Annotated in this window: 25 protein-coding genes; 4 read left to right on the forward strand and 21 right to left on the reverse strand. The window is 61.0% G+C overall.

Annotated features, from left to right (window positions below):
- Positions 1-50: 50 nt before the first annotated feature.
- From HBO05_RS13640 to HBO05_RS13670, 7 genes are all read right to left on the reverse strand, one after another.
- Positions 51-521 carry a translation initiation factor 2 gene (locus HBO05_RS13640; RefSeq protein WP_170042591.1) on the reverse strand — a complete coding sequence of 157 codons (471 nt, stop codon included), beginning with the start codon at positions 519-521 and terminating at the stop codon, positions 51-53.
- 104 nt (positions 522-625) lie between these two features.
- Entirely contained in the window at positions 626-2,065 is a 1,440-nt protein-coding gene (locus tag HBO05_RS13645) for a PLP-dependent aminotransferase family protein (RefSeq protein ID WP_169955234.1), read from the reverse strand.
- 240 nt (positions 2,066-2,305) lie between these two features.
- Positions 2,306-3,109 (reverse strand): OmpA family protein, encoded by an 804-nt coding sequence (locus HBO05_RS13650; protein ID WP_170042590.1) that lies wholly within the window; start codon positions 3,107-3,109, stop codon positions 2,306-2,308.
- Positions 3,106-3,462, reverse strand: coding sequence for a DUF4398 domain-containing protein (locus tag HBO05_RS13655; RefSeq protein ID WP_172312891.1), 357 nt, complete (start codon positions 3,460-3,462; stop codon positions 3,106-3,108). The genes HBO05_RS13650 and HBO05_RS13655 overlap by 4 nt, the downstream gene beginning before the upstream one ends.
- Before the next feature lie 9 nt (positions 3,463-3,471).
- Positions 3,472-4,287 carry a transporter substrate-binding domain-containing protein gene (locus HBO05_RS13660; RefSeq protein WP_172312893.1) on the reverse strand — a complete coding sequence of 272 codons (816 nt, stop codon included), beginning with the start codon at positions 4,285-4,287 and terminating at the stop codon, positions 3,472-3,474.
- A gap of 82 nt (positions 4,288-4,369) precedes the next feature.
- Positions 4,370-5,299: an FAD-binding protein gene (locus HBO05_RS13665; protein ID WP_169955230.1), complete on the reverse strand. Its 930-nt coding sequence runs from the start codon at positions 5,297-5,299 to the stop codon at positions 4,370-4,372.
- A 2-nt stretch (positions 5,300-5,301) separates the two neighbouring features.
- Positions 5,302-6,051, reverse strand: coding sequence for an electron transfer flavoprotein subunit beta/FixA family protein (locus HBO05_RS13670; RefSeq protein WP_169955229.1), 750 nt, complete (start codon positions 6,049-6,051; stop codon positions 5,302-5,304).
- Between the two features lie 556 nt (positions 6,052-6,607).
- On the opposite strand from HBO05_RS13670, the gene HBO05_RS13675 reads away from it, so the two are divergent.
- Entirely contained in the window at positions 6,608-8,272 is a 1,665-nt protein-coding gene (locus HBO05_RS13675; protein ID WP_169955228.1) for an electron transfer flavoprotein-ubiquinone oxidoreductase, read from the forward strand.
- A gap of 176 nt (positions 8,273-8,448) precedes the next feature.
- On the opposite strand, the gene HBO05_RS13680 is transcribed toward HBO05_RS13675, so the two are convergent.
- The gene (locus HBO05_RS13680; protein ID WP_169955227.1) at positions 8,449-9,342 is read right to left on the reverse strand and encodes an AraC family transcriptional regulator; all 894 of its coding nucleotides are present in this window, start codon (positions 9,340-9,342) and stop codon (positions 8,449-8,451) included.
- 182 nt (positions 9,343-9,524) lie between these two features.
- On the opposite strand from HBO05_RS13680, the gene HBO05_RS13685 reads away from it, so the two are divergent.
- Complete coding sequence (locus tag HBO05_RS13685) at positions 9,525-10,577, forward strand: NAD(P)-dependent alcohol dehydrogenase (protein ID WP_169955226.1); 1,053 nt, start codon at positions 9,525-9,527, stop codon at positions 10,575-10,577.
- Here HBO05_RS13685 and HBO05_RS13690 read toward each other — a convergent pair whose 3' ends face one another.
- Together HBO05_RS13690 and HBO05_RS13695 are read right to left on the reverse strand one after the other, a co-directional pair.
- Positions 10,578-11,381, reverse strand: coding sequence for an IclR family transcriptional regulator (locus HBO05_RS13690; protein WP_169955225.1), 804 nt, complete (start codon positions 11,379-11,381; stop codon positions 10,578-10,580).
- Positions 11,382-11,453: 72 nt separating this feature from the next.
- Positions 11,454-11,933 (reverse strand): GNAT family N-acetyltransferase, encoded by a 480-nt coding sequence (locus HBO05_RS13695; protein ID WP_169955224.1) that lies wholly within the window; start codon positions 11,931-11,933, stop codon positions 11,454-11,456.
- Positions 11,934-12,292: 359 nt separating this feature from the next.
- On the opposite strand from HBO05_RS13695, the gene HBO05_RS13700 reads away from it, so the two are divergent.
- Positions 12,293-12,631, forward strand: coding sequence for a hypothetical protein (locus tag HBO05_RS13700; RefSeq protein ID WP_057439593.1), 339 nt, complete (start codon positions 12,293-12,295; stop codon positions 12,629-12,631).
- A gap of 52 nt (positions 12,632-12,683) precedes the next feature.
- Entirely contained in the window at positions 12,684-12,944 is a 261-nt protein-coding gene (locus HBO05_RS13705; RefSeq protein WP_169955223.1) for a hypothetical protein, read from the forward strand.
- Between the two features lie 48 nt (positions 12,945-12,992).
- On the opposite strand, the gene HBO05_RS13710 is transcribed toward HBO05_RS13705, so the two are convergent.
- The 11 genes from HBO05_RS13710 to fabF form a co-directional block, all read right to left on the reverse strand.
- A complete protein-coding gene (locus tag HBO05_RS13710) occupies positions 12,993-13,730 on the reverse strand; it encodes a class I SAM-dependent methyltransferase (RefSeq protein ID WP_170042588.1) in 738 nt (245 codons plus the stop codon).
- A gap of 7 nt (positions 13,731-13,737) precedes the next feature.
- Positions 13,738-14,304 (reverse strand): DUF1285 domain-containing protein, encoded by a 567-nt coding sequence (locus tag HBO05_RS13715; RefSeq protein ID WP_172312895.1) that lies wholly within the window; start codon positions 14,302-14,304, stop codon positions 13,738-13,740.
- 16 nt (positions 14,305-14,320) lie between these two features.
- Positions 14,321-14,926 carry a DUF4823 domain-containing protein gene (locus HBO05_RS13720; RefSeq protein ID WP_038442470.1) on the reverse strand — a complete coding sequence of 202 codons (606 nt, stop codon included), beginning with the start codon at positions 14,924-14,926 and terminating at the stop codon, positions 14,321-14,323.
- Between the two features lie 74 nt (positions 14,927-15,000).
- Complete coding sequence (locus tag HBO05_RS13725) at positions 15,001-15,969, reverse strand: radical SAM protein (RefSeq protein ID WP_172312897.1); 969 nt, start codon at positions 15,967-15,969, stop codon at positions 15,001-15,003.
- 139 nt (positions 15,970-16,108) lie between these two features.
- On the reverse strand, positions 16,109-16,762 hold the full coding sequence (locus tag HBO05_RS13730) for a TetR/AcrR family transcriptional regulator (protein ID WP_169955218.1): 654 nt from the start codon (positions 16,760-16,762) through the stop codon (positions 16,109-16,111).
- A 426-nt stretch (positions 16,763-17,188) separates the two neighbouring features.
- Positions 17,189-17,971: a TatD family hydrolase gene (locus HBO05_RS13735; protein ID WP_169955217.1), complete on the reverse strand. Its 783-nt coding sequence runs from the start codon at positions 17,969-17,971 to the stop codon at positions 17,189-17,191.
- A gap of 65 nt (positions 17,972-18,036) precedes the next feature.
- Positions 18,037-19,023, reverse strand: a complete 987-nt coding sequence (locus HBO05_RS13740; protein WP_169955216.1) for a DNA polymerase III subunit delta' — start codon at positions 19,021-19,023, stop codon at positions 18,037-18,039.
- Entirely contained in the window at positions 19,016-19,648 is a 633-nt protein-coding gene (gene tmk, locus HBO05_RS13745) for a dTMP kinase (protein ID WP_172312899.1), read from the reverse strand. The genes HBO05_RS13740 and tmk overlap by 8 nt, the downstream gene beginning before the upstream one ends.
- Positions 19,649-19,667: 19 nt before the next feature.
- Positions 19,668-20,762, reverse strand: coding sequence for an endolytic transglycosylase MltG (mltG, locus tag HBO05_RS13750; RefSeq protein WP_172312901.1), 1,095 nt, complete (start codon positions 20,760-20,762; stop codon positions 19,668-19,670).
- 1 nt (position 20,763) lies between these two features.
- Entirely contained in the window at positions 20,764-21,579 is an 816-nt protein-coding gene (gene pabC, locus HBO05_RS13755; RefSeq protein WP_170043797.1) for an aminodeoxychorismate lyase, read from the reverse strand.
- Positions 21,579-22,823 carry a beta-ketoacyl-ACP synthase II gene (gene fabF, locus HBO05_RS13760; protein WP_169955213.1) on the reverse strand — a complete coding sequence of 415 codons (1,245 nt, stop codon included), beginning with the start codon at positions 22,821-22,823 and terminating at the stop codon, positions 21,579-21,581. Before fabF ends, pabC begins: the two co-directional genes overlap by 1 nt.
- Between the last annotated feature and the right edge of the window lie 89 nt (positions 22,824-22,912).

Here is a 22,912-nt window from a genome sequence, read left to right on the forward strand (position 1 = left end):
ACCAGTCTGCGACAGAAGGTCAGTGGCTCAGGTCACTTTGGCGGGAAAGATTAATTCTTGAATTCAAAATCCAGGGCTGCGCCTTCTACATCGCGCCGCTCCTCATTGCGCATTTGCAACTGCATTTCGTTGCTCAGCAGGCGTCCGTTGATCTGGAATGCGCTGTTATCGACCGGTTTCTCGCCAAACATCGGCGGCAACAACGGCACGTTCTTGGGCTGCGGCATAGTGCCAAGGGGCTGCAGATGTCGGACCATTTCCTGGGGCAGGCTGAGGTCCAGTTTCGCCGGTGGTAGCTTGGTCTGGGCCACTTCACGGGCTGACTTGGACTTGCTGGCGATAGGTGCGCGCTTTTTTTCCTTGGCGGCTTTTTTCGCCTGGACTGTTTTTTTCGCCGGCGCCGGCGTTTGTTCGGCAGCTGCCAGCACAACTGGCGCAGTGGCAGGCGCTGCCACTACAGAAGTGGCGTTGCACAGGCTCGCCAGACAGATCAACAGCGCGGCAGGAAAAATAGAGGTCATATCGCCAACAGCATTAACGGCAGAAGGCCATATGCTCGCTTGTTGAGCGCGGCATGACAAGCGCGGTGATTAGCCAGCTACCGTTCAGGCCCCGTTTTGGCGCTTCAAAAACCGCCCGCTGCCTCCTGGCACAACTGGTTGGCCAGCATCCCCAGGGTCATCAAGGCGCGCTCGGCTTCACGATTCCAGGGTGTGCCGCAATTGAGCCGAATACAGTGGTTGAACTGTTCCGTATTGCTGAAGATCAGCCCCGGCGCAATGCTGATGCCCTGTTGCAGGGCGCGCACGTGCAGCTCCTGGGTATTGACCCGACCCGGCAGGCTGACCCACAGGATAAAACCGCCGGTCGGCCGGCTCATCTGCGTGCCCTCCGGGAAATACTGCTGCACCGCCAATTGGAAGGCGCTGAGGTTCTTGCGGTACTCCTGGCGAATGTAACGCAGGTGCCGGTCGTAGCCGCCATTCTCCAGGTACGCCGCCACGCCCATCTGCGTCACGCTACACGCCGAGTGCGTGCTGAACATCTGCAGGCGCTGGAGCTCTTGCTGGTACTTGCCGGCAATCATCCAGCCGATACGCACGCCGGGGGACAGGGTCTTGGAGAAGCTGGAGCAGTAGATCACCCGGTCCAGGCGGTCATAGGCCTTGAGGGCTTTGGTGCGGCCCAGCTCGAACATCAATTCGCCGTAGATATCGTCTTCGACGATCTGGATATCGAAATCCGAGGCCAGGCGCAGCAACTGTTTCTGCCGTTCTTCCGGCATGGTGCCGCCCAGGGGATTGCTCAGGCGCGTGGTCAGCACCAGGGCCTTGATCGACCATTGGTTGGCCGCCAGTTGCAGGGCTTCCAGGCTCATGCCGGTGGCGGGGTCGCTGGGGATTTCGATGACCTTGAGGCCGAGCAGGTCCGCCAGTTGCAACAGGCCGTAATAGGTTGGGGACTCAGCGGCGATCAGGTCGCCGGGACGGGTCAGCACCCGCAGGGACATCTGCAATGCGTCAACACACCCGTGGGTGATCACCACCTCGGACGGGTCGACCACCACGCCGGCATCGCGCATGCGGATCGCGACCTGGCGTCGCAGCGGCTCAAAGCCTGGGCTGAACATATAGCTGAACGCCCGCGGGCTCTGGAAGCGCGTGACCTTGGCCAGTTGCTGGTGCAGTGCGCGCACCGGCAGGTAGTCGACACTGGGCACGGCGGCGCCGAGCGGGAACACCCCTTCGCGCCGGGACTCGACCAATACCTGTTGAATGATACTGCTGCGGGTGACCAGCCCCGGGCGCTCGACCCGCGCGATATCCGGCGTCGGTGCGGTCAGGGCCGGGGTCTGGTGCACGTAATACCCGGACTGCGGGCGCGCGCGGATCAGCCCCTGGTCCTCGAGATTGGCGTAGGCCTGCAACACTGTGGCATGACTGACATTGAGCTGGGAGCTCATCTTGCGCACCGAAGGCACGCGCTCACCCGGCTGATAGACACCGCGCCGGATATCCTCAGCCAATTGCTGGGCGATACGTTGGTAAAGCAAGAGATTGGTCATGACGCAGCACTCGATTTCACGGGTATTTTATTTTTGTGTGAAACATACCGGCACAGTTTAGAAGTGTACGGGGACAGTTGCCACAATAGTCGAGGATGGGCGCCAGTGATAGAAAAAACTGTATGGGTCGAGAACGCAATTGCAGGCATGAAAAACCCGATCGAGGATCGGGTTACGGGGCGAAACACACGGCATATTCCCTGGGGGAGCTGGCTTGCCAGCTCCCACAAGAACTGAGATTCAGCGCGCAGCGCCGAGCTGGCCCTTGTCGTCGGAAAAGACGATTTCCACACGCCGGTTCTGCGCACGCCCCCGTTCGGAAGCATTCACTTCCACCGGATACTGATCGCCATAACCTTCTACCTGGATGCGTTTGTCATCAATGCCCAGGTCAACCAGTACATCCGCCACGGCCTGCGCCCGGTCGCGGGACAGTTTGAGGTTTTCCTGCTCGCCGCCGGTACTGTCGGTGTAGCCCTCGATCCGCACTACCCGCTTGGGGTTCAGTTGCAGGAATTGCACGATCTTCAACACTGTACGGTTAGCCGAGTTTTTCAGTTCTGCCTGGCCGGTGTCGAACAGCACGTCGCCCAGGGTCATCACCAGGCCGCGATCGGTCTGGGTGGTGGTCAGGCTGGCAATTTGCTCTTCGAGCCACTTGCCCTGTTGCTGCACGCTCAACAACTTGGCCTCGCGCAGTGCCAGTTGCAGGCGTTGGCGCTCCAGTTCGAGCTTGGCCGCACGTTCTTCGTTGAGTACCAACTGGGTATGCTCGCGGGCAATCGCGCTGTAGCGCTGGCTCAAGTAGGCGTAATGCACCACGTCGCCACCGCTGCCCCAGTAGCTGGACAGGCGATCGGCGCGGGCCAGGGATTCACCGGCGCGGATCACGTCCTTGGGCGCGATGCGCAGCACGTTGGAGTCTTCCTTGACCTTCTGGAAGTCGCTGCCAGCCTGCTGCAACGCGATATCGCTATTGGGGTGGCTGGCACAGCCGGCGAGCACCACGCTGCTCAACAGCAGCCCACATGTCAGACGGATCATTGGGCATCTCCCAGCTGTTTGCGCAGGCGGGTGATACGGGTCTCGAGGACATTCAACTGTTCCTGACTCTTTTGCGTCAGCACCCGCGCCTCCGCCAGGCGGGCATCCAGTTCGGCCTGTTCAGCCTGCATGCGGGCATCCTTGTAGGATTGGTCAGCCATGTCGGCCTTGGCCTGGGCCAGCTTCGTCTCGGCGAGCTTCAACTCGAGCACGTCGTCAGCCACGGCCCCCACGGCGGCGGCTTGCTCCAAGGCTTGCTGGGTCAGGCGCATTTGCTCATTCGGCGCAGGATCTGCGGCACAGCCCGCCAGCGTTACTACGGCGAGGGCGGCGAAAAGAGGTCGAATAGTCACTAAAAATCCCTACTTTGTTGGGGTACCGACGGGTTGCTGCAACTGCGTCTTCCAGCGTTCGATATTGCGCTGCAACGCGGCTTCCGTCAGACCGGACGCGGCCAATTCTGTCATCTTTTTGGCGAGCTGTCCGCGCAACCACGGATCATTGCAGGCCGAGTTGTGGGAAATCGCCAGGAACAGCCCCGGCTGGTCAATCGGCAGTTCCCGGGCCAGCAGGTCTTTGCTCATGCCCAGGGTCTGGGCCATGGCCATGCCGGAGTAACGTCCGGCCAGCACGTAGTCCACTTCGCCCAGCAGCAGTTTCTGCAAGGCCGGGGTCACGGTTGGCAGGCGTTCCAGGGTCAGGTGTTCGCTGGCAAAGGCTTCAAATTCAGGGGACAGGCGCGCCCGCTCCGAGACTGCGCCCTTGTGGCCATGCAGGTCGGCCGCGCTGGTATAGACCAGAGGCGAGTCAACGCGGGTCCACACCCGATAATCGGCCTGCATCAGCGCCGGGTGGATGTAGTCCAGGGTCTCCAGTTCGCTGACATTCAACGGCGCATCGACCAACATGTCCATGCGCCCGCTGCGCACTTCCTCCAGGGCCAGGGAACGCTTGCCGCCGTACAGCAGGTCGATTTTCAGTCCCAGGTCCTTGGCCACTTGCTGCAACACATCGGCGTTGGCGCCGATCAGGTGGGTGGGGGCTTGCGGGTCGCGCCACAGATAGGGCGGCGCATCCGGGCTGCCGGTCACGACCAGGCGCTCGCATTTGCCGGCCGCGATAGACACGGTCGGCAGCAGTGACAGGCCCAGCAGTACAGTCCAGCGGCGCAGTTCCATGGCGTGGTTTCCCGATCAAATAGTTGCGTGCAAAAAAAAGCCCGGTCATAAGACCGGGCTCTTTATAAGTGAAGCGGCTGGTTTAGACCAGCTTCTCCAACTCAGGTACGGCTTCGAACAAGTCCGCCACCAGGCCGTAATCAGCCACCTGGAAGATCGGTGCTTCTTCGTCCTTGTTGATCGCAACGATCACTTTGGAGTCTTTCATACCGGCCAAGTGCTGGATCGCGCCGGAGATACCGACCGCGATGTACAGCTGTGGTGCAACAATTTTTCCGGTCTGGCCGACCTGCATGTCGTTGGGTACAAAACCTGCGTCGACGGCCGCGCGGGAGGCGCCGACCGCAGCGCCCAGCTTGTCGGCCAGGGCGTACAGGTGCTTGAAGTTGTCACCGTTCTGCATGCCACGCCCGCCGGAAACGACGATCTTGGCAGCGGTCAGCTCAGGACGATCCGACTTGGCCAGCTCTTCGCCAACAAAGCTGGAAGTGCCAGCGTTGTGGACAGCAGCCACCGCTTCAACGGCAGCCGAACCACCTTCAGCTGCAACCGGGTCGAAACCGGTGGCGCGCACGGTGATCACTTTGATGGCGGCGGTCGATTGCACGGTGGCAATGGCGTTACCGGCGTAGATCGGGCGCTTGAAGGTGTCGGCGCTTTCGACCGAAACGATCTCGGAGATCTGGTCAACGTCCAACTGCGCAGCAACGCGCGGCAGGATGTTTTTGCCGTTGGAGGTGGCGGCAGCCAGGATGTGGCTGTAGCCAGCGCCCAGTTCTGCAACCAGTGGCGCAACGTTTTCAGGCAACTGATGCGCGTAGGCAGCGTTGTCGGCGGCCAGTACTTTGCTCACGCCCGCGATTTTCGCGGCGGCTTCAGCCACGGCACCCACGTTCTGGCCAGCGACCAGGACGTGGATATCACCACCGATTTTCGCAGCAGCGGCAACGGTGTTCAGGGTGGCCGGGGCCAGCACCTTGTTATCGTGTTCGGCGATTACGAGGATAGTCATGATCAGATCACCTTCGCTTCGTTTTTCAGTTTCTCGACCAGTTCAGCCACCGACTTGACCTTGATACCCGCGCTGCGTGCAGCTGGCGCTTCGACTTTGACGGTCTTGTTGGTGGAGGCGGTGGAAACGCCCAAAGCATCCGGAGTCAGCACTTCAAGCGGCTTCTTCTTGGCTTTCATGATGTTTGGCAGGGACGCATAACGCGGCTCGTTCAAACGCAGGTCGGTGGTGACGATGGCCGGCAGTTTCAGCGAAACGGTCTGCGCGCCGCCATCGATTTCACGGGTCACGGCAACGCTGTCGCCAGACACTTCGACTTTCGAGGCGAAGGTGCCCTGGCCGTAACCGGTCAGTGCAGCCAGCATCTGGCCAGTCTGGTTGTTGTCGCTGTCGATGGCTTGTTTGCCGAGGATTACCAGCTGCGGCTGTTCCTTGTCGACAACGGCCTTGAGCAGCTTGGCAACGGCCAGCGAAGTCAGGTCTTCAGCGGATTCGACGAGAACGGCGCGATCGGCACCCAGCGCCAGGGCGGTACGCAGCTGCTCTTGAGCAGTGGTCGGACCGATGGAAACGACGACGATTTCAGTCGCAACACCTTTTTCTTTCAGGCGTACGGCTTCTTCCACGGCGATTTCGCAGAAGGGGTTCATCGACATTTTGACGTTAGCCAGATCGACGCCGGAATTGTCCGCCTTGACGCGAACTTTCACGTTGTAATCGACAACGCGTTTGACAGCTACAAGAACCTTCATGGATTCCTCGTTACTCTCCGGTGAAAAGGAAGCCGCCCGGATAAACCTGGCGGTAGATGCTCAACGGCGCACAAGGGCACCTCTAAAAACGCAGGCCGTCATGACAGGTGACGTTGCACGTACTCAATAATAAAGACCGTTCGTCAGCGGTGACTGACAAGTCATTCATCGTCGCAACGTGTAAACTGCGCGCCAGCATTACGTGCGCGTCAACCTGTAAGAGCATTGCCTTGTCTTTGGACGTGGCCTTGAAACCGGCAGTCCGCCTACGAGAAGCGCAAAACCGACCGTATATTGACCGGAACACCTTTTCCGGTCAATACAGCAAAATGGTCAGATATAAGCCGCGTTGCTTTGATTTACCTAGCTCGCGGGCAATTCAAACAAACGTTTGTATTGGACGCTGAGAGTGGTGTAGATATAATGCGCCACCTAGAGAGAAAGGTGGGTCGTCCCCTGCCCCTTTGTAAGAAATTGGCGCAGAAGACGACAGATAAAACACCGAACCTCCACCCATTAGAAAAAAAACTGTTGAGCCTTGAGTAGGAGATAGCCTGTGGAACGCGAATACATGGAATTCGACGTGGTCATCGTCGGCGCAGGGCCGTCGGGCCTGTCTGCCGCCTGCCGACTGAAGCAGAAGGCCGCCGAAGCCGGTAAGGAAATCAGCGTCTGCGTGGTCGAAAAAGGCTCCGAAGTCGGTGCACATATCCTGTCCGGTGCCGTGTTTGAACCACGCGCCCTGAATGAATTGTTCCCGGACTGGAAAGAACTGGGCGCCCCGCTCAACACCCCGGTGGTGCGCGACGACATCTATGTACTGCGCAGCAGCGACAGCTCCACCAAGGTTCCAGACTTCTTTGTGCCCAAGACCATGCACAACGAAGGCAACTACATCATCTCCCTGGGCAACTTGTGCCGCTGGCTGGCCCAGCAGGCAGAGAACCTGGGCGTGGAAATTTACCCGGGCTTCGCGGCCCAGGAAGTACTGTTCGACGAAAACGGCGTAGTGCGCGGGATCATCACCGGCGACCTCGGCGTCGACCGTGAAGGCCACCCAAAGGAAGGCCTGTACACCCCCGGCATGGAACTGCGCGGCAAATACACACTGTTCGCCGAAGGCTGCCGTGGCCACTTGGGCAAGCAACTGATCCAGCGCTTCAACCTGGACAGCGACGCCGACGTACAGCACTACGGCATCGGTCTCAAGGAAATCTGGGAAATCGACCCGGCCAAGCATCAACCAGGCCTGGTGGTCCACACCGCCGGCTGGCCGCTGGACATCATGAGCAACGAGAACACCGGTGGCTCGTTCCTCTATCACCTGGAAAACAACCAGGTGGTGGTAGGCCTGATCGTCGACCTGTCCTACAGCAACACCTTCCTGTCGCCGTTCGATGAGTTCCAGCGCCTCAAGCATCACCCGGTGCTGGCCCAGTACCTGGAAGGCGGCAAGCGCATCAGCTACGGCGCGCGCGCCCTGGCCAAGGGCGGCATCAACTCGCTGCCGAAGATGGTATTCAAGGGCGGCGCCCTGATCGGTTGCGACCTGGGCACGATGAACGTGGCCAAGATCAAGGGCAGCCACACCGCGATGAAGTCCGGCATGCTCGCAGCAGATGCGGTGGCTGATCGCCTGTTCGCCGAGTCCGAAGGCGGCGATGAACTGACCGCCTACGTCGACAGCTTCAAAGCCAGCTGGCTCTACGAAGAACTGTTTGCCACCCGTAACTTCGGCCCGGCGATGCACAAGTTCGGCCCGATCATCGGTGCCGGCTTCAACTGGTTCGACCAGAACATCCTCGGCGGCAAAATGCCGTTCACGCTGCACGACACCAAGCCGGACTACGCCTGCCTCAAGCTGGCCAAGGACAGCCAGAAGATCGATTACCCCAAACCCGACGGCAAGCTGAGCTTCGACAAGCTGAGCTCGGTGTTCCTCTCCAGCACCAACCATGAAGAAGAGCAGCCGTGCCACCTGAAGCTCAAGGACCCGAGCATCCCCATCGGCACCAACCTGCCACTCTACGATGAGCCGGCGCAACGCTACTGCCCGGCTGGCGTGTACGAAGTGATCACCCAGGAAGACGGTGAGAAACGCTTCCAGATCAACGCCCAGAACTGCGTGCACTGCAAGACCTGCGACATCAAGGACCCTTCGCAGAACATCACGTGGGTTACGCCGGAAGGCGCGGGTGGGCCGACTTACCCGAATATGTAAGCCATCTGCTTGAACATGAGGCTCTCCACTGGAGAGCCTTTTTTATGGCCGACACAAATCTAATGTGGGAGCGGGCTTGCTCGCGAAGGCGGTGTTTCAGGTTAATAATTCTTAACTGACACACCGCCTTCGCGAACAAGCCCGCTCCCACATTTGGATAGAGGTATCTCCGGGATTTATGCCGCTCGTTCTTCACCAGGGTTGCGCAGGAAATAGCGCTTATATTCCCGACTGAACTGCGACGTACTCTGATACCCCACGTTATGCGCTGCCTGCGCTACCCCCATGCCTTGTGCCAGCAACAACTGCTGGGCCTTGAGCAGGCGCAAGCGCTTGAGGTACTGCACCGGCGACAACAAGGTGCAGCGCTTGAAGTGTTCATGGAATGTCGACGCACTCATATGTGCATAACCGGCCAGGGTCTCGATGTTCAGCGGTTCGGCGTAATGGGCATGCAGGTGATTCAGTGAGGTGGCAATCCGCGAAAACTGCCCCTGCTGTTCCACCAGCGCCCGCAGTACATCGGCCTGTGGCCCGCGCAAGGCGCTGAACAATAATTCCCGCACCCGTGCCGGCCCCATGATCCGGGCTTCCAGTGGATCGTGCAGACACTGCAACAGTCGCTCGACGCAACCACGCATCGCGTCATCGAGCACCACCGAGCTCATCGACTCCAGGGTCTGCGCCGCCGGCGGCGGGCCGGCCTGCATGCCCATGGCCATCACCAATTCACCCAGCACCACCCGATCAATACCTACGGTAACGCCATACAGCGGGGCATCGGCGGCCATGGCAAACGTCTCGCACTCGAACGGCACCGGCATCGCCTGGATCAGGTAATGCCCGGCGCCGTATTCCAGGGTACGCGGCCCCAGGTAGGCGAGCTTGCTGCCCTGGGCCACGAACATCAGGCTCGGCTCATAGATCTGCGGCCCGCGCGCCACGTCGCAACTGGCGCGCAGCACCTTCACGCCCGCCAGATGGGTCGGGGAGAAACCGTCGCAGGGCGTAAGCCCCTCAATCAAGGAAACCAGCGCAGCGTTGGCATCGAGATGGCGGGTCAACAACATGGCAAAAAACTTCGCGAAAAAGGGATAGGAACATCATCGCAGGTCTGGCGGCCAATGAGTCCAATCCACGGGCACTCCCGGACGAATAGGCATGAGACTCGGAGCATTTGCCATGTTCGCCCACAGGGTCCACGCGCAGAATTCGCCACCTCTCCCGCCCAAGCTTTTGCGAGGTTTTCACCATGTACACCGCCATCGGCTACGCCGCCCAGTCGGCCACCACTCCCCTCGCCCCCATGTCCTTCGAGCGTCGCAGCCCGCGCGCCGATGACGTGGCAATCGAAATCCTGTACTGCGGCGTCTGCCACTCCGACATCCACCAGGCGCGCAACGAATGGGGTATCGCCGTGTACCCATTGATGCCGGGCCACGAGATTGTCGGCAAGGTCACTGCTGTCGGCGCCAGCGTCACCGCCCATAAGGTTGGCGACCTGGTCGGCGTGGGCTGCATGGTGGATTCGTGCCGCCACTGCCAAGCGTGCAAATCAGACCTGGAGCAATACTGCCTCGAAGGCCCGACCATGACCTACGCCACCCCGGATCGCGTGGACGGCAGCAACACCATGGGCGGCTACTCCGACAGCATCGTGGTCAGCGAACACTTCGTGGTGAAGATTCCGGCCAAGCTCGACCTGGCCAGCGCCGCACCGCTCCTCTGCGCGGGCATCACCACCTACTCGCCGCTCAAGCACTACGGGGTCAAGGCCGGCGACAAAGTCGGGATTCTCGGCATGGGTGGCCTGGGCCATATGGGCATCAAGTTTGCCAAGGCCATGGGCGCCGAAGTCACGCTGTTCACCCGCTCGGCGAGCAAGGCCGAGGAAGGCCGTCGCCAAGGCGCTGATCATGTGATCGTGTCCACCGATGCCGAGCAGATGAAGGCCGCAGCCGGCAGTTTCGACTTCCTGCTGGACACCATCCCGGTGCAGCACGATCTGAACCCCTACCTCGATGTCCTGCGTTTTGATGGCGTGCATATCCTGGTGGGACTGATCGAACCGGTCGACCCGCCGGTCAATGCCGCCAAGCTGGTCTTGGGTCGTAAAGTCCTGGCCGGCTCGCTGATCGGCGGCATTGCCGAAACCCAGGAAGTCCTGGATTTCTGCGCCGAGCACGGCATTACCTGCGACATCGAAATGCTCGATATCCGTCAGATCAACGAAGCCTTTGCGCGCATGATTGCCGGCGACGTGAAATACCGTTTCGTGATCGACATGGCCACCTTGAAGGCCTGATCAGGCCTTGGCCCCCAACTCCGCTGACAGCCGGGCCGCGACCTGTTTGACCACAGGAATCAGCTCGGCCATTTTTTCCAGCGGCATGTAGGGCACCGTACTGGCGATGCTGATGCCGGCGATAATCCGTCGACTGGCATCGCGCACGGGTGCGGCCACACAGCGGATCGACGGCTCGTTGTCTTCCAGGTCGAAGGCATAGCCGCCCGCCACATACTCTTTCATGCGCTGCTCGAACTGCTCCCAGGATTGCTCCGGGTGCTGCGGCCAGTGCAGGTTTTTCCCGCCTATCGGCAAGCTGGCCTGATACAGGCGCTGCCATTCTTCTGGCGTGTCATCGAGCAGCAAGGCCTTGCCGATCCCGGTGCGCGCCAGGGGCATGCGGTGACCGACGCGGGAACGCATTTCCGGGCCATTGCGCCCAGGATTCTTGTGCAGGTACAGCACCTCGTCGTACTCACGGATCGCCAGGTGGATGGTGTCGCCGGTCAGCGCCGACAGTTCATCCAGATAGGGTATCGCCAGCGTCACCAGCGGCAGTTCTTCCCGCGCCTGGAACCCCAACTCGATCAGCTTGGGCCCCAACAGGTAACCGACCTGCGGCACTACCCGCAGGTAACGCTCGTCCACCAGGCAACTGGCCAGGCGATGCGTGGTGCTGCGGGTGGTGCCGATGCGCCGGGCAATCTCCTTGAGATCCCGCGCCCCCGCCGCCACCGCCTGCACCACGCCCAGGCCGCGCAGCAAGGTCTGGGTGCCGGTGGGCGCGGGGTCTTTGGCGGGGATCGCTGGGTTTTCCTGCATGTTTGGGCCTATCTAGAAATGCGAAAGCGGCGGCCATTATGGCAAATGCCGGGCCGCAAGACAGGGCCGATCTCAGCCCTGGGCAAACTCACGCAGCGCATCGCCTTCCATGCGGTAGCGCACCCATTCTTCCTGGGGTTGGGCGCCGATGGATTTGTAGAAGGCAATGGCCGGCTCGTTCCAGTCCAGAACGCTCCATTCGAAGCGCCCACAGCCATTGTCGTAGGCGATCTTTGCCAGGTGGCGCAGCAACTTCTTGCCCGCCCCGCCGCCGCGCTGTTCCGGGTTGATGTACAGGTCTTCCAGGTACAGGCAGTTGCTGCCCAGCCAGGTGGAATAGCTGAAGAAGAACACCGCAAACCCGATCGGCAAGCCGTCACGCAGGCAGATCAGGCCATGGGCGGTAGCGCCTTCGCTGAACAGGCTGCGTTCGATGTCCACCACGCCGGCGATCACTTCGTGGCGAGCTTTTTCGTATTCGGCCAGCTCGGTGATGAAAGTCAGGATCTGCGCAGCATCGCTGGGCACGGCGGGACGAATCTCGATGGTCATGAACAGGCCTGCGGCTAAAAATAAAGGACACATACTAAGGCCCTTTGATAACCGTTTGCAGGGTTTTATGCACGCAGTTACTCCATAACTGCAGCAATGTTGGCACCCGTAACCGCAGAACAAATGGTGCAGTCGCGCGTGGTAAAAAGTCCGCCATAAATCCAACAGACGCCCAGGTTTGCCCATGCCCCCCCACTGCTCCCGTTGGCGGAAAACTCTGGCGCGCCTGATCTGGCGCCGGGCTTCGAAACACAAAATCTTACAGGTGAGCTGACACCGTTCGTCGTGATCCAGGCACCAACAATAAGAGCGGGCGGACCAACCTAAGGTAAGGACTTTATTCCTATGGAGGCTCCACCATGAATACTTCCAAAGTGACTGCCCTCGCCCTCGCCGGTTTGCTGTCTGCGGTTTCCCTGGGCAGCTTCGCCGCGTCCGACCCTTCCACCGGCAAGACCGACCCGATTGGCAGCCCGCCCAACCCTGCCACCCAAGAGAGCAAAGACTCCATGGGCACCGGCCTGGATACCAATGGCGGAGCCATCATCCAGAACGGTGCCGACCCACGCACCCAAGGCAATGACGGCAACCGCCAGGGCCTGGGTACCGATGTGGAGAACGGCAAGATCGGCCCCGGCAAGAATGCCGCCCCAAGCGGCAACGATGACAACCTGCCCGGCGCGCCGAAACAACCTTGACCCCTTGGCCGACAGACGAACACTACCCCACCACTGACCCTGAGAGGTATGCATGAACGTCGATAAAAACCTGGAGAAAGAAGTCCTCACCCGCCTGCTGCACGCGCACCCGAATGGCTTGGGTAAGGAGGTGCTGGATAACTACCGGGGCGAAAAAGTCGTGGCCAGCACCCTGGCCACCCTTCAGGACCGTGGACTGATCAAGGAAGGCCATGTGACCTGCAACGAGGCCGGCGAACACGCGCTGCACCTGCCGATCAAACTGACGGCCTCTGGCGTGGACGCCGCCCGCAAGCTGGAAAGCCAACCGTAACGGCTGTCGAGCCCTGGCGAGGCTGCGTCGCCCCTCGCCAGGCATTGCCTACAGCGTTGGGCGTTGCGCAGCCACCAGCAACATCATCGGCCGCTCCAGCTCCTCCGCCAACTCAGGCCGGGCCACAAGGTCCGCGGCACTCGGGCCCCATTCTTCAATATGGCTCAGGCTCAAGCCTGCCTTGATCAACAGGTTGAGCAGAGTGCCCAGGGTACGGTGCTGCTTGATCACGCCCTTGGCCAGCCAGTCGGTGACCCGCGGTCCTTCCAATTGATAACTGTCCAGCGGCCAGCTTCTGCGGCCTTGCTCATCGACCTGCCAGCCCGGCTGGCGGGGTGCCATGAAGATCGGGTGCTCGATGGAAAAAACCAGCCACCCTCCCGGTTTCAAGGCCCTATGAATGCGGGCAAACAGCCCGGGCAGGTCGGCGATGTAGTGAAAGGCCAACGAGCTGTAGGCCAAGTCGTAAGCAGCATCGGGCAGATCAAGTTGCTCGAGGTCGGCAATGGCATAAGTAATGGCCGAGGATGACGTCATTTCCTTCGCCCGCGCCAGCATCTTCTGTGAGACGTCCAGCCCCAGCACCTGTTCGGCGCCCTGCTCCTGGGCCCAGCGGCTGAACCAGCCATAACCACAGCCCAGGTCCACCACCTGCAAGCCCCGCATCGGCGGTAACAACGCCTGCAACGCGGGCCATTCCGGCGCGCCTGCCAACCCTTGCAGGGAGCGGCCCATTTGACTGTAGCCAGCGAAAAAAGCCGGGGTATCGTAGATATTCTGCGTCATGCCAGTATCAATCCCTGGGCTCCAGGCCTATCGGAAAGAACACCCCGCCACTCCAGATGCCCAGCCAACTCTCGCCTTCGATCTGGCGCGTCACCGCCAAGTCCACCAATTGGTAGAACACGTTGCGATGGACCAGTGCCTCAAGGTTGTTGCGCACCAGCACGTAGGGCGAAGGTTCCTGGGTGTGGGGATCGATCACCACCCGTAGCGGGTGCGCCGGGCCGGCTTCGATCAGGTCTTCGACATTGGAGGTAAACCGCAGGAGCTGGCTTTCGCCCTGCCCCTCGACCTCCAGCGACACCGCCACAAAAGGCGCGTCATCCACCTTGATCCCAACCTTTTCCACCGGTGTGATCAGAAAGTAATCATTGCCATCGCGGCGGATGATATTGGAGAACAGCTTGACCATCGGTTTGCGCCCGATGGGCGTGCCCAGGTAATACCAGGTGCCATCACGGGCGATACGCATGTCGATATCGCCACAGAAATCCGGGTTCCACAGGTGAACCGGTGCAGGTCCCTTGCCCTTGGGCAACTGCGCCAACAAATCATTGGCCTTGGCCGAACCCGTCATGCTGTTCTCCTTTGAATTACTGGTCGCTCATGCCCAGCAGGCTGCGGGCGTACTGGCGCAGCGGTGGGCCAAGCAAATCTTCGGGTTTGTTGTCGTGGAACGTCAGTAAACCGCCACGACTGCGGATCCGTGCAGTATCGATCAAATACTGGGTGCTGGTCTCGATCAACATGATCTGGATCACACCGCTGTCGACACCCAGCCGGTCGAGGGCTTCCTGGTCGGCCCACTCATCCGCATTGCCGATGCGATCATCGGCCTTGGCGAACCGCGTATACAACAGGTAATGGGCGCCTACCTCGCGGGCTTCGGCCATGGCCTGCTCCAGACCTTCCGGGGCGCGGGCGCGGCGGACCATGGGGAAGTATTCGATGAAACCGTTGAAGGCTTCTTCGGCCACCACATTGGGCCGCGGATAGGCACTGCCCGGCGGCGTGAACGCGCCCTGGGCGATAAACACAAAGGAATCGGGCTGAATGCGAACCGAGTTGGAACGGCGAGTATCGCTGTGGTCCAGCAAGCCGGCATCGCTCATCTGATAGCGAGTGCCTTCGGCCATATCGCTGACTGTCATGCAGCCACCCAGCGCGAACGACGCCAGCAACAAAACCAGACTACGCATCCTATCCTCCAGAGGCCGGTGACGGAAAACCGGCGAATGGGCACAAGATGCAGATTTTGCGCCAGCTTGCCTGGCTAGCCGCCAATGATCTTCATCACCGTCGCCCCGCCCGAAAACGCCACTTCCTGCTTATCGCCCAAGGCCTTGACCAGCAAGCCCTGTAACGCCGGCAGGGCCTGATGGCGCGGCTTGTCCAACAGGTCGCCGACATAGTGCCGGTTGCTCGACGAAAGGCAGCCGTGCAGCCACCCCGTGGAAGACAGCCGCAGGCGCGAACAGGTTCGGCAAAACGGCACGCTTTCATTGGCGATCACGCCGAAGAAGCCCTGGCCGGGAATTTCATAACGCACGGCGGTAGCGTCCACGGGGGCGTCGGCCTGCAGATATTCGTGATGCTCGCCAATCAGGCTCAGCAGTTGTTGCAGGCTGACGAATTGCTGTAGGAAGGCGTTGGAGTCGCTGGCCAGATGGCCCATGCGCATCAACTCGATAAAACGCAGTTCATAACCGCGCTCCAGGCAATATTCCAGCAGCGGCATGACCTGGTCGAGGTTCTGCCCGCGCAGCGGCACCATATTGACCTTGATCTTGATCCCCGCCGCACGAGCCTGGTCCATGCCATCAAGGACGGTGGCCAGGTCGCCACCCCGGGCGATCCCGCGAAAGGCATCGGCATCCAGGGTGTCAAGGGACACATTGATACGGCGAATGCCGGCATCGACCAGCAATGGCAACTTGCGCGCCAGTAACTGGCCATTGGTGGTCAGGCTGATATCGCTCAAGCCCATCTGCCCGACGGCCCGCATAAACGTTTCGAGCTTGGGGCTGACCAGTGGCTCGCCGCCGGTAATGCGCAGGCGATCGATGCCCGCCGCCTCGATCAGGTAGGCCACGCCACGCGCCATGGCTTCGGCCGAGAGTTCGTCCTGCGCAGCCACCAGCCGCTTGCCGTTGGGCACGCAGTAGGTACAGGCGTAATTGCAGGCTGAGGTCAGGCTGATCCGCAAATTGCGAAAACGCCTGCCTTGACGATCAACGATCATGGATCACTCCGGCAGCGGATAATTCGGGCGCGCTAAAACCTGACTCATAAATCAGATTTTAGCAAGGTCCTTGCCTGAGTATATTCCTGGGTTACTACATAGGGCAGTAAATCAGCCGGTCATTGTCCGGGTGAATGCCTTATGTGGCAGGCGTCTCGGGGTTCGGCAGCTCGGTGCTGTGCTTGCGCTTGTTGCCCATGCGCACGCCGATGTCCATCAAGAACTGGAAGAAGCCTTCCTGATCTTCCAGCACGTTGCTCCAGAATGGCGAGTGGTACAGCGCCACCGCGCCATGCACCAGGGCCCAGGCGGCGCAGTAGTGGAAATAAGGCGGCACATCTTCCAGCTTGCCTTCGCTGATGCGGCCCTTGATCAGCAGGGTCAGGCGCTCGAAGTTCGAGGCACGGATCTTGTGCAACTCCTCGACCATTTCCGGCACCTGGTGGCCCTTGACCACTTTTTCTTCCAGGCGGTCGAACAGGCGGTAGCGCTGCGGGTCGCGCATGCGGAACTCAAAGTACGCCCGGGACAGCGCTTCCTTATCCTTGTCGACGTCGGCCGAGTGCAGCAACTCGTTCAAATCGCGCTCGTAGTCGAGCATCAGGCGCAAGTAGATCTCGGCCTTGGACTTGAAGTGTTTATAGATGGTGCCTTTGCCGATACCCACGGCATCCGCAATCATCTCGACGGTGACGCTGTCTTCACCCTGTTCGAGGAACAATTTGAGCGCGGTGTCGAGAATTTCCTGCTCACGGCGGCGAAACTCACGGACCTTACGGGGTTCTTTGTGCATAGAAAGAGGTCTGCAGAGGTCAGTATTGGAAGGGTTCGATGCCCCGATGACGGAACGTTTTACCCGGTGCGAGGGATTATCCCGACTGAACGGTCGTTGGGCAACGTCTATATGAACAACCCATACACTAAACTTACAGCGCGCCAACGAATCAGGCGATGCGGGTCAGAAATTAAACGTCGATTCGCGCAATGTATTGCCGCTCAATGAGAACTCAAGCGAAGCGCACGTATTCCAAATCTGTTTAAAAAACGACCAGATGCGGCTGGACTGCACGGGATACTGATCAATACTTCATCTGTCGGTGTGACATCTCCCCCAAGTGAAACACCGATATGGGTACCAACGGACCGCGTACCCTTGTTTACTCCTAATGGTCTTAACCCGGATTCACCCCCCAGAACCCGGGTTTTTTTTGCCTGCAATTCAGCGAACGTGCGCCAGGGGGAACAGACGCTTGAAGTTCTCGGTGGTCTGCTCGGCAAAACGCTCCACCGACTCGCCGCGCAACATCGCCAGGTAATCCGCCACATCCCGCACATATTCCGGCAGGTTCGGCTTGCCGCGATGAGGGATCGGCGCCAGGTATGGCGAGTCGGTCTCCACCAGCAGACGGTCGGCGGGCACCTGGCGCGCCACATCACGCAGGGCCTCGGCGTTGCGGAAGGTGACGATGCCCGACAGGGAAATATAGAACCCCAGGTCCAGGGCCGCCTTGGCCATCTCCCAATCTTCAGTAAAACAGTGCAACACACCCGCCTGGGGCAGCGCCGCTTCGCGCAGCAGGGCCAGGGTGTCGGCGCGGGCGCCACGGGTATGCACGATCACAGGCTTGCCGGTCTGCTGCGCCGCTTGCAGGTGCAGGCGGAACGAGGCCTGCTGCAGGTCGGCGGCCTCCGGCTCGTAGTGGTAATCCAGGCCTGTCTCGCCGATGGCCACCACTCGCGGGTGATTGAGTTCGTCCAGCAGCCACTCCAGGGCCGGGGCTTCGCCAGGCTTGAGATCCAGAGGATGGATGCCCACCGAGCAATCTACATCGGCATAGCGCTCGGCCAGGGCCTTGACGTCGGCGGCGTTCTCGGCGCTGACACCGATACACAGGAAGTGCCCGACCCCACGCTGGCGCGCAGCCTCGAGGGCAGCATCCAGGGAGCCGTTGTGGGCGGCGAGGTCGAGGCGATCAAGGTGGCAATGGGAATCTACGAGCATAAGAAGTTACAACTTGCGTCACAGGAAGTGTCTGGCCGACGAAACATCCGTCGACCCCGAGAATATCAACGTCGGCCGAGCAACCCGACCCACTGCACCAGCAGGGCCTCAAGCAACAGCACGCGGTTCAGGTTGGCCTTGCCCAGGACTTTCTGGCGCTGGGCGAGGATCCAGTCCTGAATGTTCAACACCTTGTCCTGGGCGCTCTTCTGCGCCAGGTATTGCACGACCTTGCGCATGTCCATCAGGCCCAGGCCGTTTTCGTCCTGGGTCAGTTGATAGCGCAGGATCAGGCTGGACCAGTCGCAAAACCAGTCAAACAACAACAACAGCGGCACATCTTTCCAGCCTTCGGCCAGTTGTGTGGCGGACTGCTCTTGCTTGAGCAGCTTCTTCACCCCGTCGACCACCAGCGCGCGCTGCTCGCGCACGCCCTGGGCCTGCAAGCTGACCGCAGCCAGGGGCGAGCCGGCCGCCAGGGTCAGCAACTCGACCCGCTCCTGCTCGCTGCACTCGGGCAAGGCCTGGCCCAGCCACTGCAAGCTCATGGCCTCGCTCGGCAACGGGCAGGCCTGCTGCACGCAACGACTGCGGATAGTCGGCAGCAGGCGGCTGGATTGGTGGCTGACCAGTAGCAGCACCGTATCGCCGGAAGGTTCCTCAAGGCTCTTGAGCAAGGCGTTGGCGGCGTTGATGTTCATCGACTCCACCGGCTCGATCAGCACCACCTTGCGCCCGCCCATCTGCGCGGTCTGTACCACGAAGCTCACCAAGTCGCGCACCTGGTCGACCTTGATCGCCTTGTCGGCCTCTTCCGGTTCCAGCACGTAGTTGTCCGGATGGCTGCCGGCCTTGAGCAGCAGGCACGACTTGCAGTGCCCGCACGCCTCCAGCCCAGCCGGATTCTGGCACAACAAGCGTGCCATCAAGCGCTCGGCCAGGGCGCGCTTGCCGATGCCTGCCGGCCCATGGAGCAAATAGGCATGGGCGTGCTGGGCACGCCCGGCCAATTGCTGCCACAGGCTGTCCTGCCACGGATAGGCTTCAGCCACGGTAAAGCTCCAACAGTTTGGGTAGCAGCGCATCGATGGCCTGCTGCACCTGCTCCAGCGGCTGCGCGGCATCCAGCAGGCAGTAGCGCGACGGCGCAGCTTGGGCACGCTGCAGGTAAGCCGCGCGTACCACCTCGAAAAACCCCCGGCCTTCCAGCTCGAAGCGGTCCAGGCGCCCACGGGCACTGGCCCGGGCCAGGCCGACGTCTACCGGCAGGTCGAAAACCAGGGTCAAGTGCGGGCGCAGGTCACCCTGGACGAAGGTCTCCAGGGTCGCAATGCGTTCCAGGGACAGGCCGCGGCCAGCGCCCTGATAGGCGTAGGTGGAGTCGGTGAAGCGGTCGCAGATCACCACCGCGCCACGGGCCAGGGCCGGGCGGATCACCTCGGCCAGGTGCTGGGCACGTGCGGCAAACACCAGCAACAGCTCGGTGTCGGGGTTCATGACCTCGTCGCCAGTGGCCAGCAGCACCTCGCGGATTTTTTCCGCCAGGGGCGTGCCGCCAGGCTCGCGGGTCAGCAGCACCTCGATCCCTTCGGCCCGCAAGCGTTCGGCCAGGTATTCACGGTTGGTACTCTTGCCGGCGCCTTCCGGGCCTTCCAGGGTAATAAACAAGCCAGTCACAGGCAGTCCTTAGTCAGAGTCATTGCGGGCTTTGCGTGGGCGCAGCGTCGGGCGCGGCAGGCTCAACGGTCGCGGGTGCAGCCGGCGCAGGGCTGGAGCGATAATCGGCGCGACGCTTGAGTTGGTACTCGCGCACGGCGGCATTATGGGCATCCAGGCTGTCGGAAAAAACATGGCTGCCATCGCCTCGGGCCACGAAATACAGGCTGCTGCCCGGCACCGGATTCAACGCGGCATGGATCGCCTCGCGGCCGACCATGGCAATTGGCGTCGGCGGCAGGCCGCTGATCATGTAGGTGTTATAGGGCGTGGCTTCCTTGAGGTGCGCGCGCGTCAATTTGCCGTTATAGCGCTCGCCCATGCCGTAGATCACGGTGGGGTCGGTTTGCAGCAGCATGCCGATCTTCAGGCGCCGCACAAACACCCCGGCAATCTGCCCACGCTCCTCGGGCACACCGGTTTCCTTCTCGACCAGCGACGCCATGATCAGCGCCTGGTAGGGATCGGTATAGGGCGCGTCCGGGGCGCGTCGCTGCCATTCCTGGGCCAGCACCTCGTCCAGGCGGTTGTAGGCTTTCTTCAGGAACTCGACATCGGTCATGCCGCGCACAAAACGGTAGGTGTCGGGGAAGAACCGCCCTTCGGGGAATTCGTCGGGATGGCCGATTTTTTCCATCACCTCAGTGTCACTCAAGCCCGCCAGGGTCTGTTCGATTTTTTCATGCTTGGCCAAGGCACTGCGCACCTGGCGGAAGTTCCAGCCTTCCACCAGGGTCAGGCTGTACTGCACCACGTCGCCGCGCTGCCACAGGCCGATCAGGCCCTGGGCCGTCAGGCCGGGCGTCATGCGGTACTCGCCACTGTGCAGGGGCTGGCCATCAAGATTGAAGCGCCAGTAGAGGCGTAGCCAGAAGGCATCCTCAAGCACGCCGTCGTTTTCCAGGCGATTGAAAGTACCCGTAGGGGTCGCGCCAGCGGCTACATCCAGCAATTGCTCCTGGGACAGATTCAGCGGCTGCTTCAAGGCCGAGTCCAGCTTCCAGGCCGAAAAGCCCAGGAGCAAACCCGCCAGGACCAGGCCGATCTCCAGCAGCAATACAATTTTACGTATCAAATCAAACACCCAATAGCGCGCGAACAATGCCCTGCAGTTTACGGGTGAGTGGCCCGGCCGACCAGCTCATTGGCCCACATCCAAGCACCGGCCAAATGCCATACACGCTGTTGCAGACGAACACTTCATCAGCCTGTTGCAGTTGCGCAAGGCTGATATCGGCAACCGTGGTGACAATGCCCAGCGCCTCGGCACTGGCCAGCAACTCGGCACGCATGACGCCGGCCACGCCACAGCGGCTCAGGTCGGCCGTCAGCAGTTGGCCGGCATGCACCAGGAACAGGTTGCTGAACACACCTTCGATGACGCGCCCGGACATATCCAGCATCAATCCTTCCGCGTGATCGGCATCTTGCCACTCGGCGCGGGCCAGGACCTGTTCGAGACGATTGAGGTGCTTGAGACCTGCGAGCAAGGGTTGCTCGGACAAACGGGTGGCACAGGGAAACAGGCGTATGCCGGATGAACCATGAGCCTGGGGATAGGCGGCAGGCGGGCTGCCTTGCAGGATACGCCGCGCTGGGGCGCCTGCATTGATGCCATAACCGCGCAGGCTATCGCCACGGGTGAGGATCAACTTGAGAACGCCGTCACCGAGGGCTGCCGCGTAAGCCAGCACCTCGCTGCGGATCAGATCCGGGGTCACCGCAAGCGCCAGGCGCCTGCAGCCCTCGTCGAGGCGTTGCAGGTGACGATCCAGCAGCACGGGCTGCCCGGCCTTGACCGCGATGGTTTCAAACAAACCATCGCCGTAGGCCAGGCCGCGATCTTTCAGCGACACTGCGTCCGCTGGCTGACCGTCGACCCAGCAGTGCATCACTCGGCGAACCGGCGGAACACCAGGGAACCGTTGGTACCACCAAAACCGAACGAGTTGGACAGCACCACGTCGATCGGCATTTTCTGCGGCTCGTGAGGCACGAAGTTCAGGTCGCAGCCTTCATCCGGCTCATCAAGGTTGATGGTCGGCGGCGCGACCTGGTCCTTGATCGCCAGCACACTGAAAATCGCTTCAACCGCGCCAGCCGCACCCAGCAGGTGACCGGTCATGGACTTGGTGGAGCTGACCGCCAGCTTGTAGGCGTGCTCGCCGAACACCGACCTGATGGCCTGGGCTTCCGCCAGGTCGCCAGTTGGCGTCGAGGTGCCGTGGGCGTTGATGTACTGTACCTGGTCGACGTTGATCTTCGCATCGCGCAGGGCATTGCTGATGCAACGCGCAGCGCCCGCGCCATCGGCGGGTGGCGAGGTCATGTGGTACGCATCGCCACTCATGCCAAAACCGATCAGCTCGGCGTAGATCGTCGCGCCACGGGCCTTGGCGTGCTCCAACTCTTCGAGGACCAGGGCACCGGCACCGTCGGACAGTACAAAGCCATCACGGCCCTTGTCCCACGGACGGCTGGCACGGGTCGGCTCGTCATTGCGCGTCGACAGCGCACGGGACGCGCCGAAGCCGCCCATGCCCAGGCCGCAGGCGGCCATTTCGGCACCACCTGCGATCATCACGTCAGCCTCGTCATAGGCGATATTGCGCGCCGCCATGCCGATGCAGTGAGTGCCCGTGGTGCACGCTGTGGAAATGGCGTAGTTAGGCCCCTGGGCACCCAGATGGATGGACAGGAAGCCGGAAATCATATTGATGATCGAGCCCGGGACGAAGAACGGTGAGATTCGACGAGGGCCGGAGTCGTGCAGCGTGCGGCTGGTTTCTTCGATATTGGTCAGACCGCCAATACCCGAACCCATGGCCACGCCGATGCGTTCACGGTTGGCATCGGTGACTTCCAGGCCAGCATTACGCACTGCCTGAAAACCGGCTGCCAGGCCGTATTGAATGAACAGGTCGAGTTTGCGGGATTCCTTGATCGAGAGATATTCCTCGACATTGAAGCCCTTTACCGAGCCGCCAAAACGGGTGGAATAGGCAGAAAGGTCCGTATGCTCAATCAGACCGATACCACTGTGGCCAGCCAGAATGCCCTGCCAACTGCTCGGCACATCCGTACCCAGTGGCGACAACATACCCATACCGGTGACTACGACGCGTCTACGCGACACAGCACTCTCCTTTTTCTAATGACGACACTTTGTTTCAAAGCTCATTTTTCATCAGAGCTAAAGAAAAAACCGCACGCCGTTATAGCAGT

The sequence above is a fragment of the Pseudomonas sp. WS 5079 genome, assembly GCF_012985465.1.
Classification (GTDB): Bacteria; Pseudomonadota; Gammaproteobacteria; order Pseudomonadales; family Pseudomonadaceae; genus Aquipseudomonas.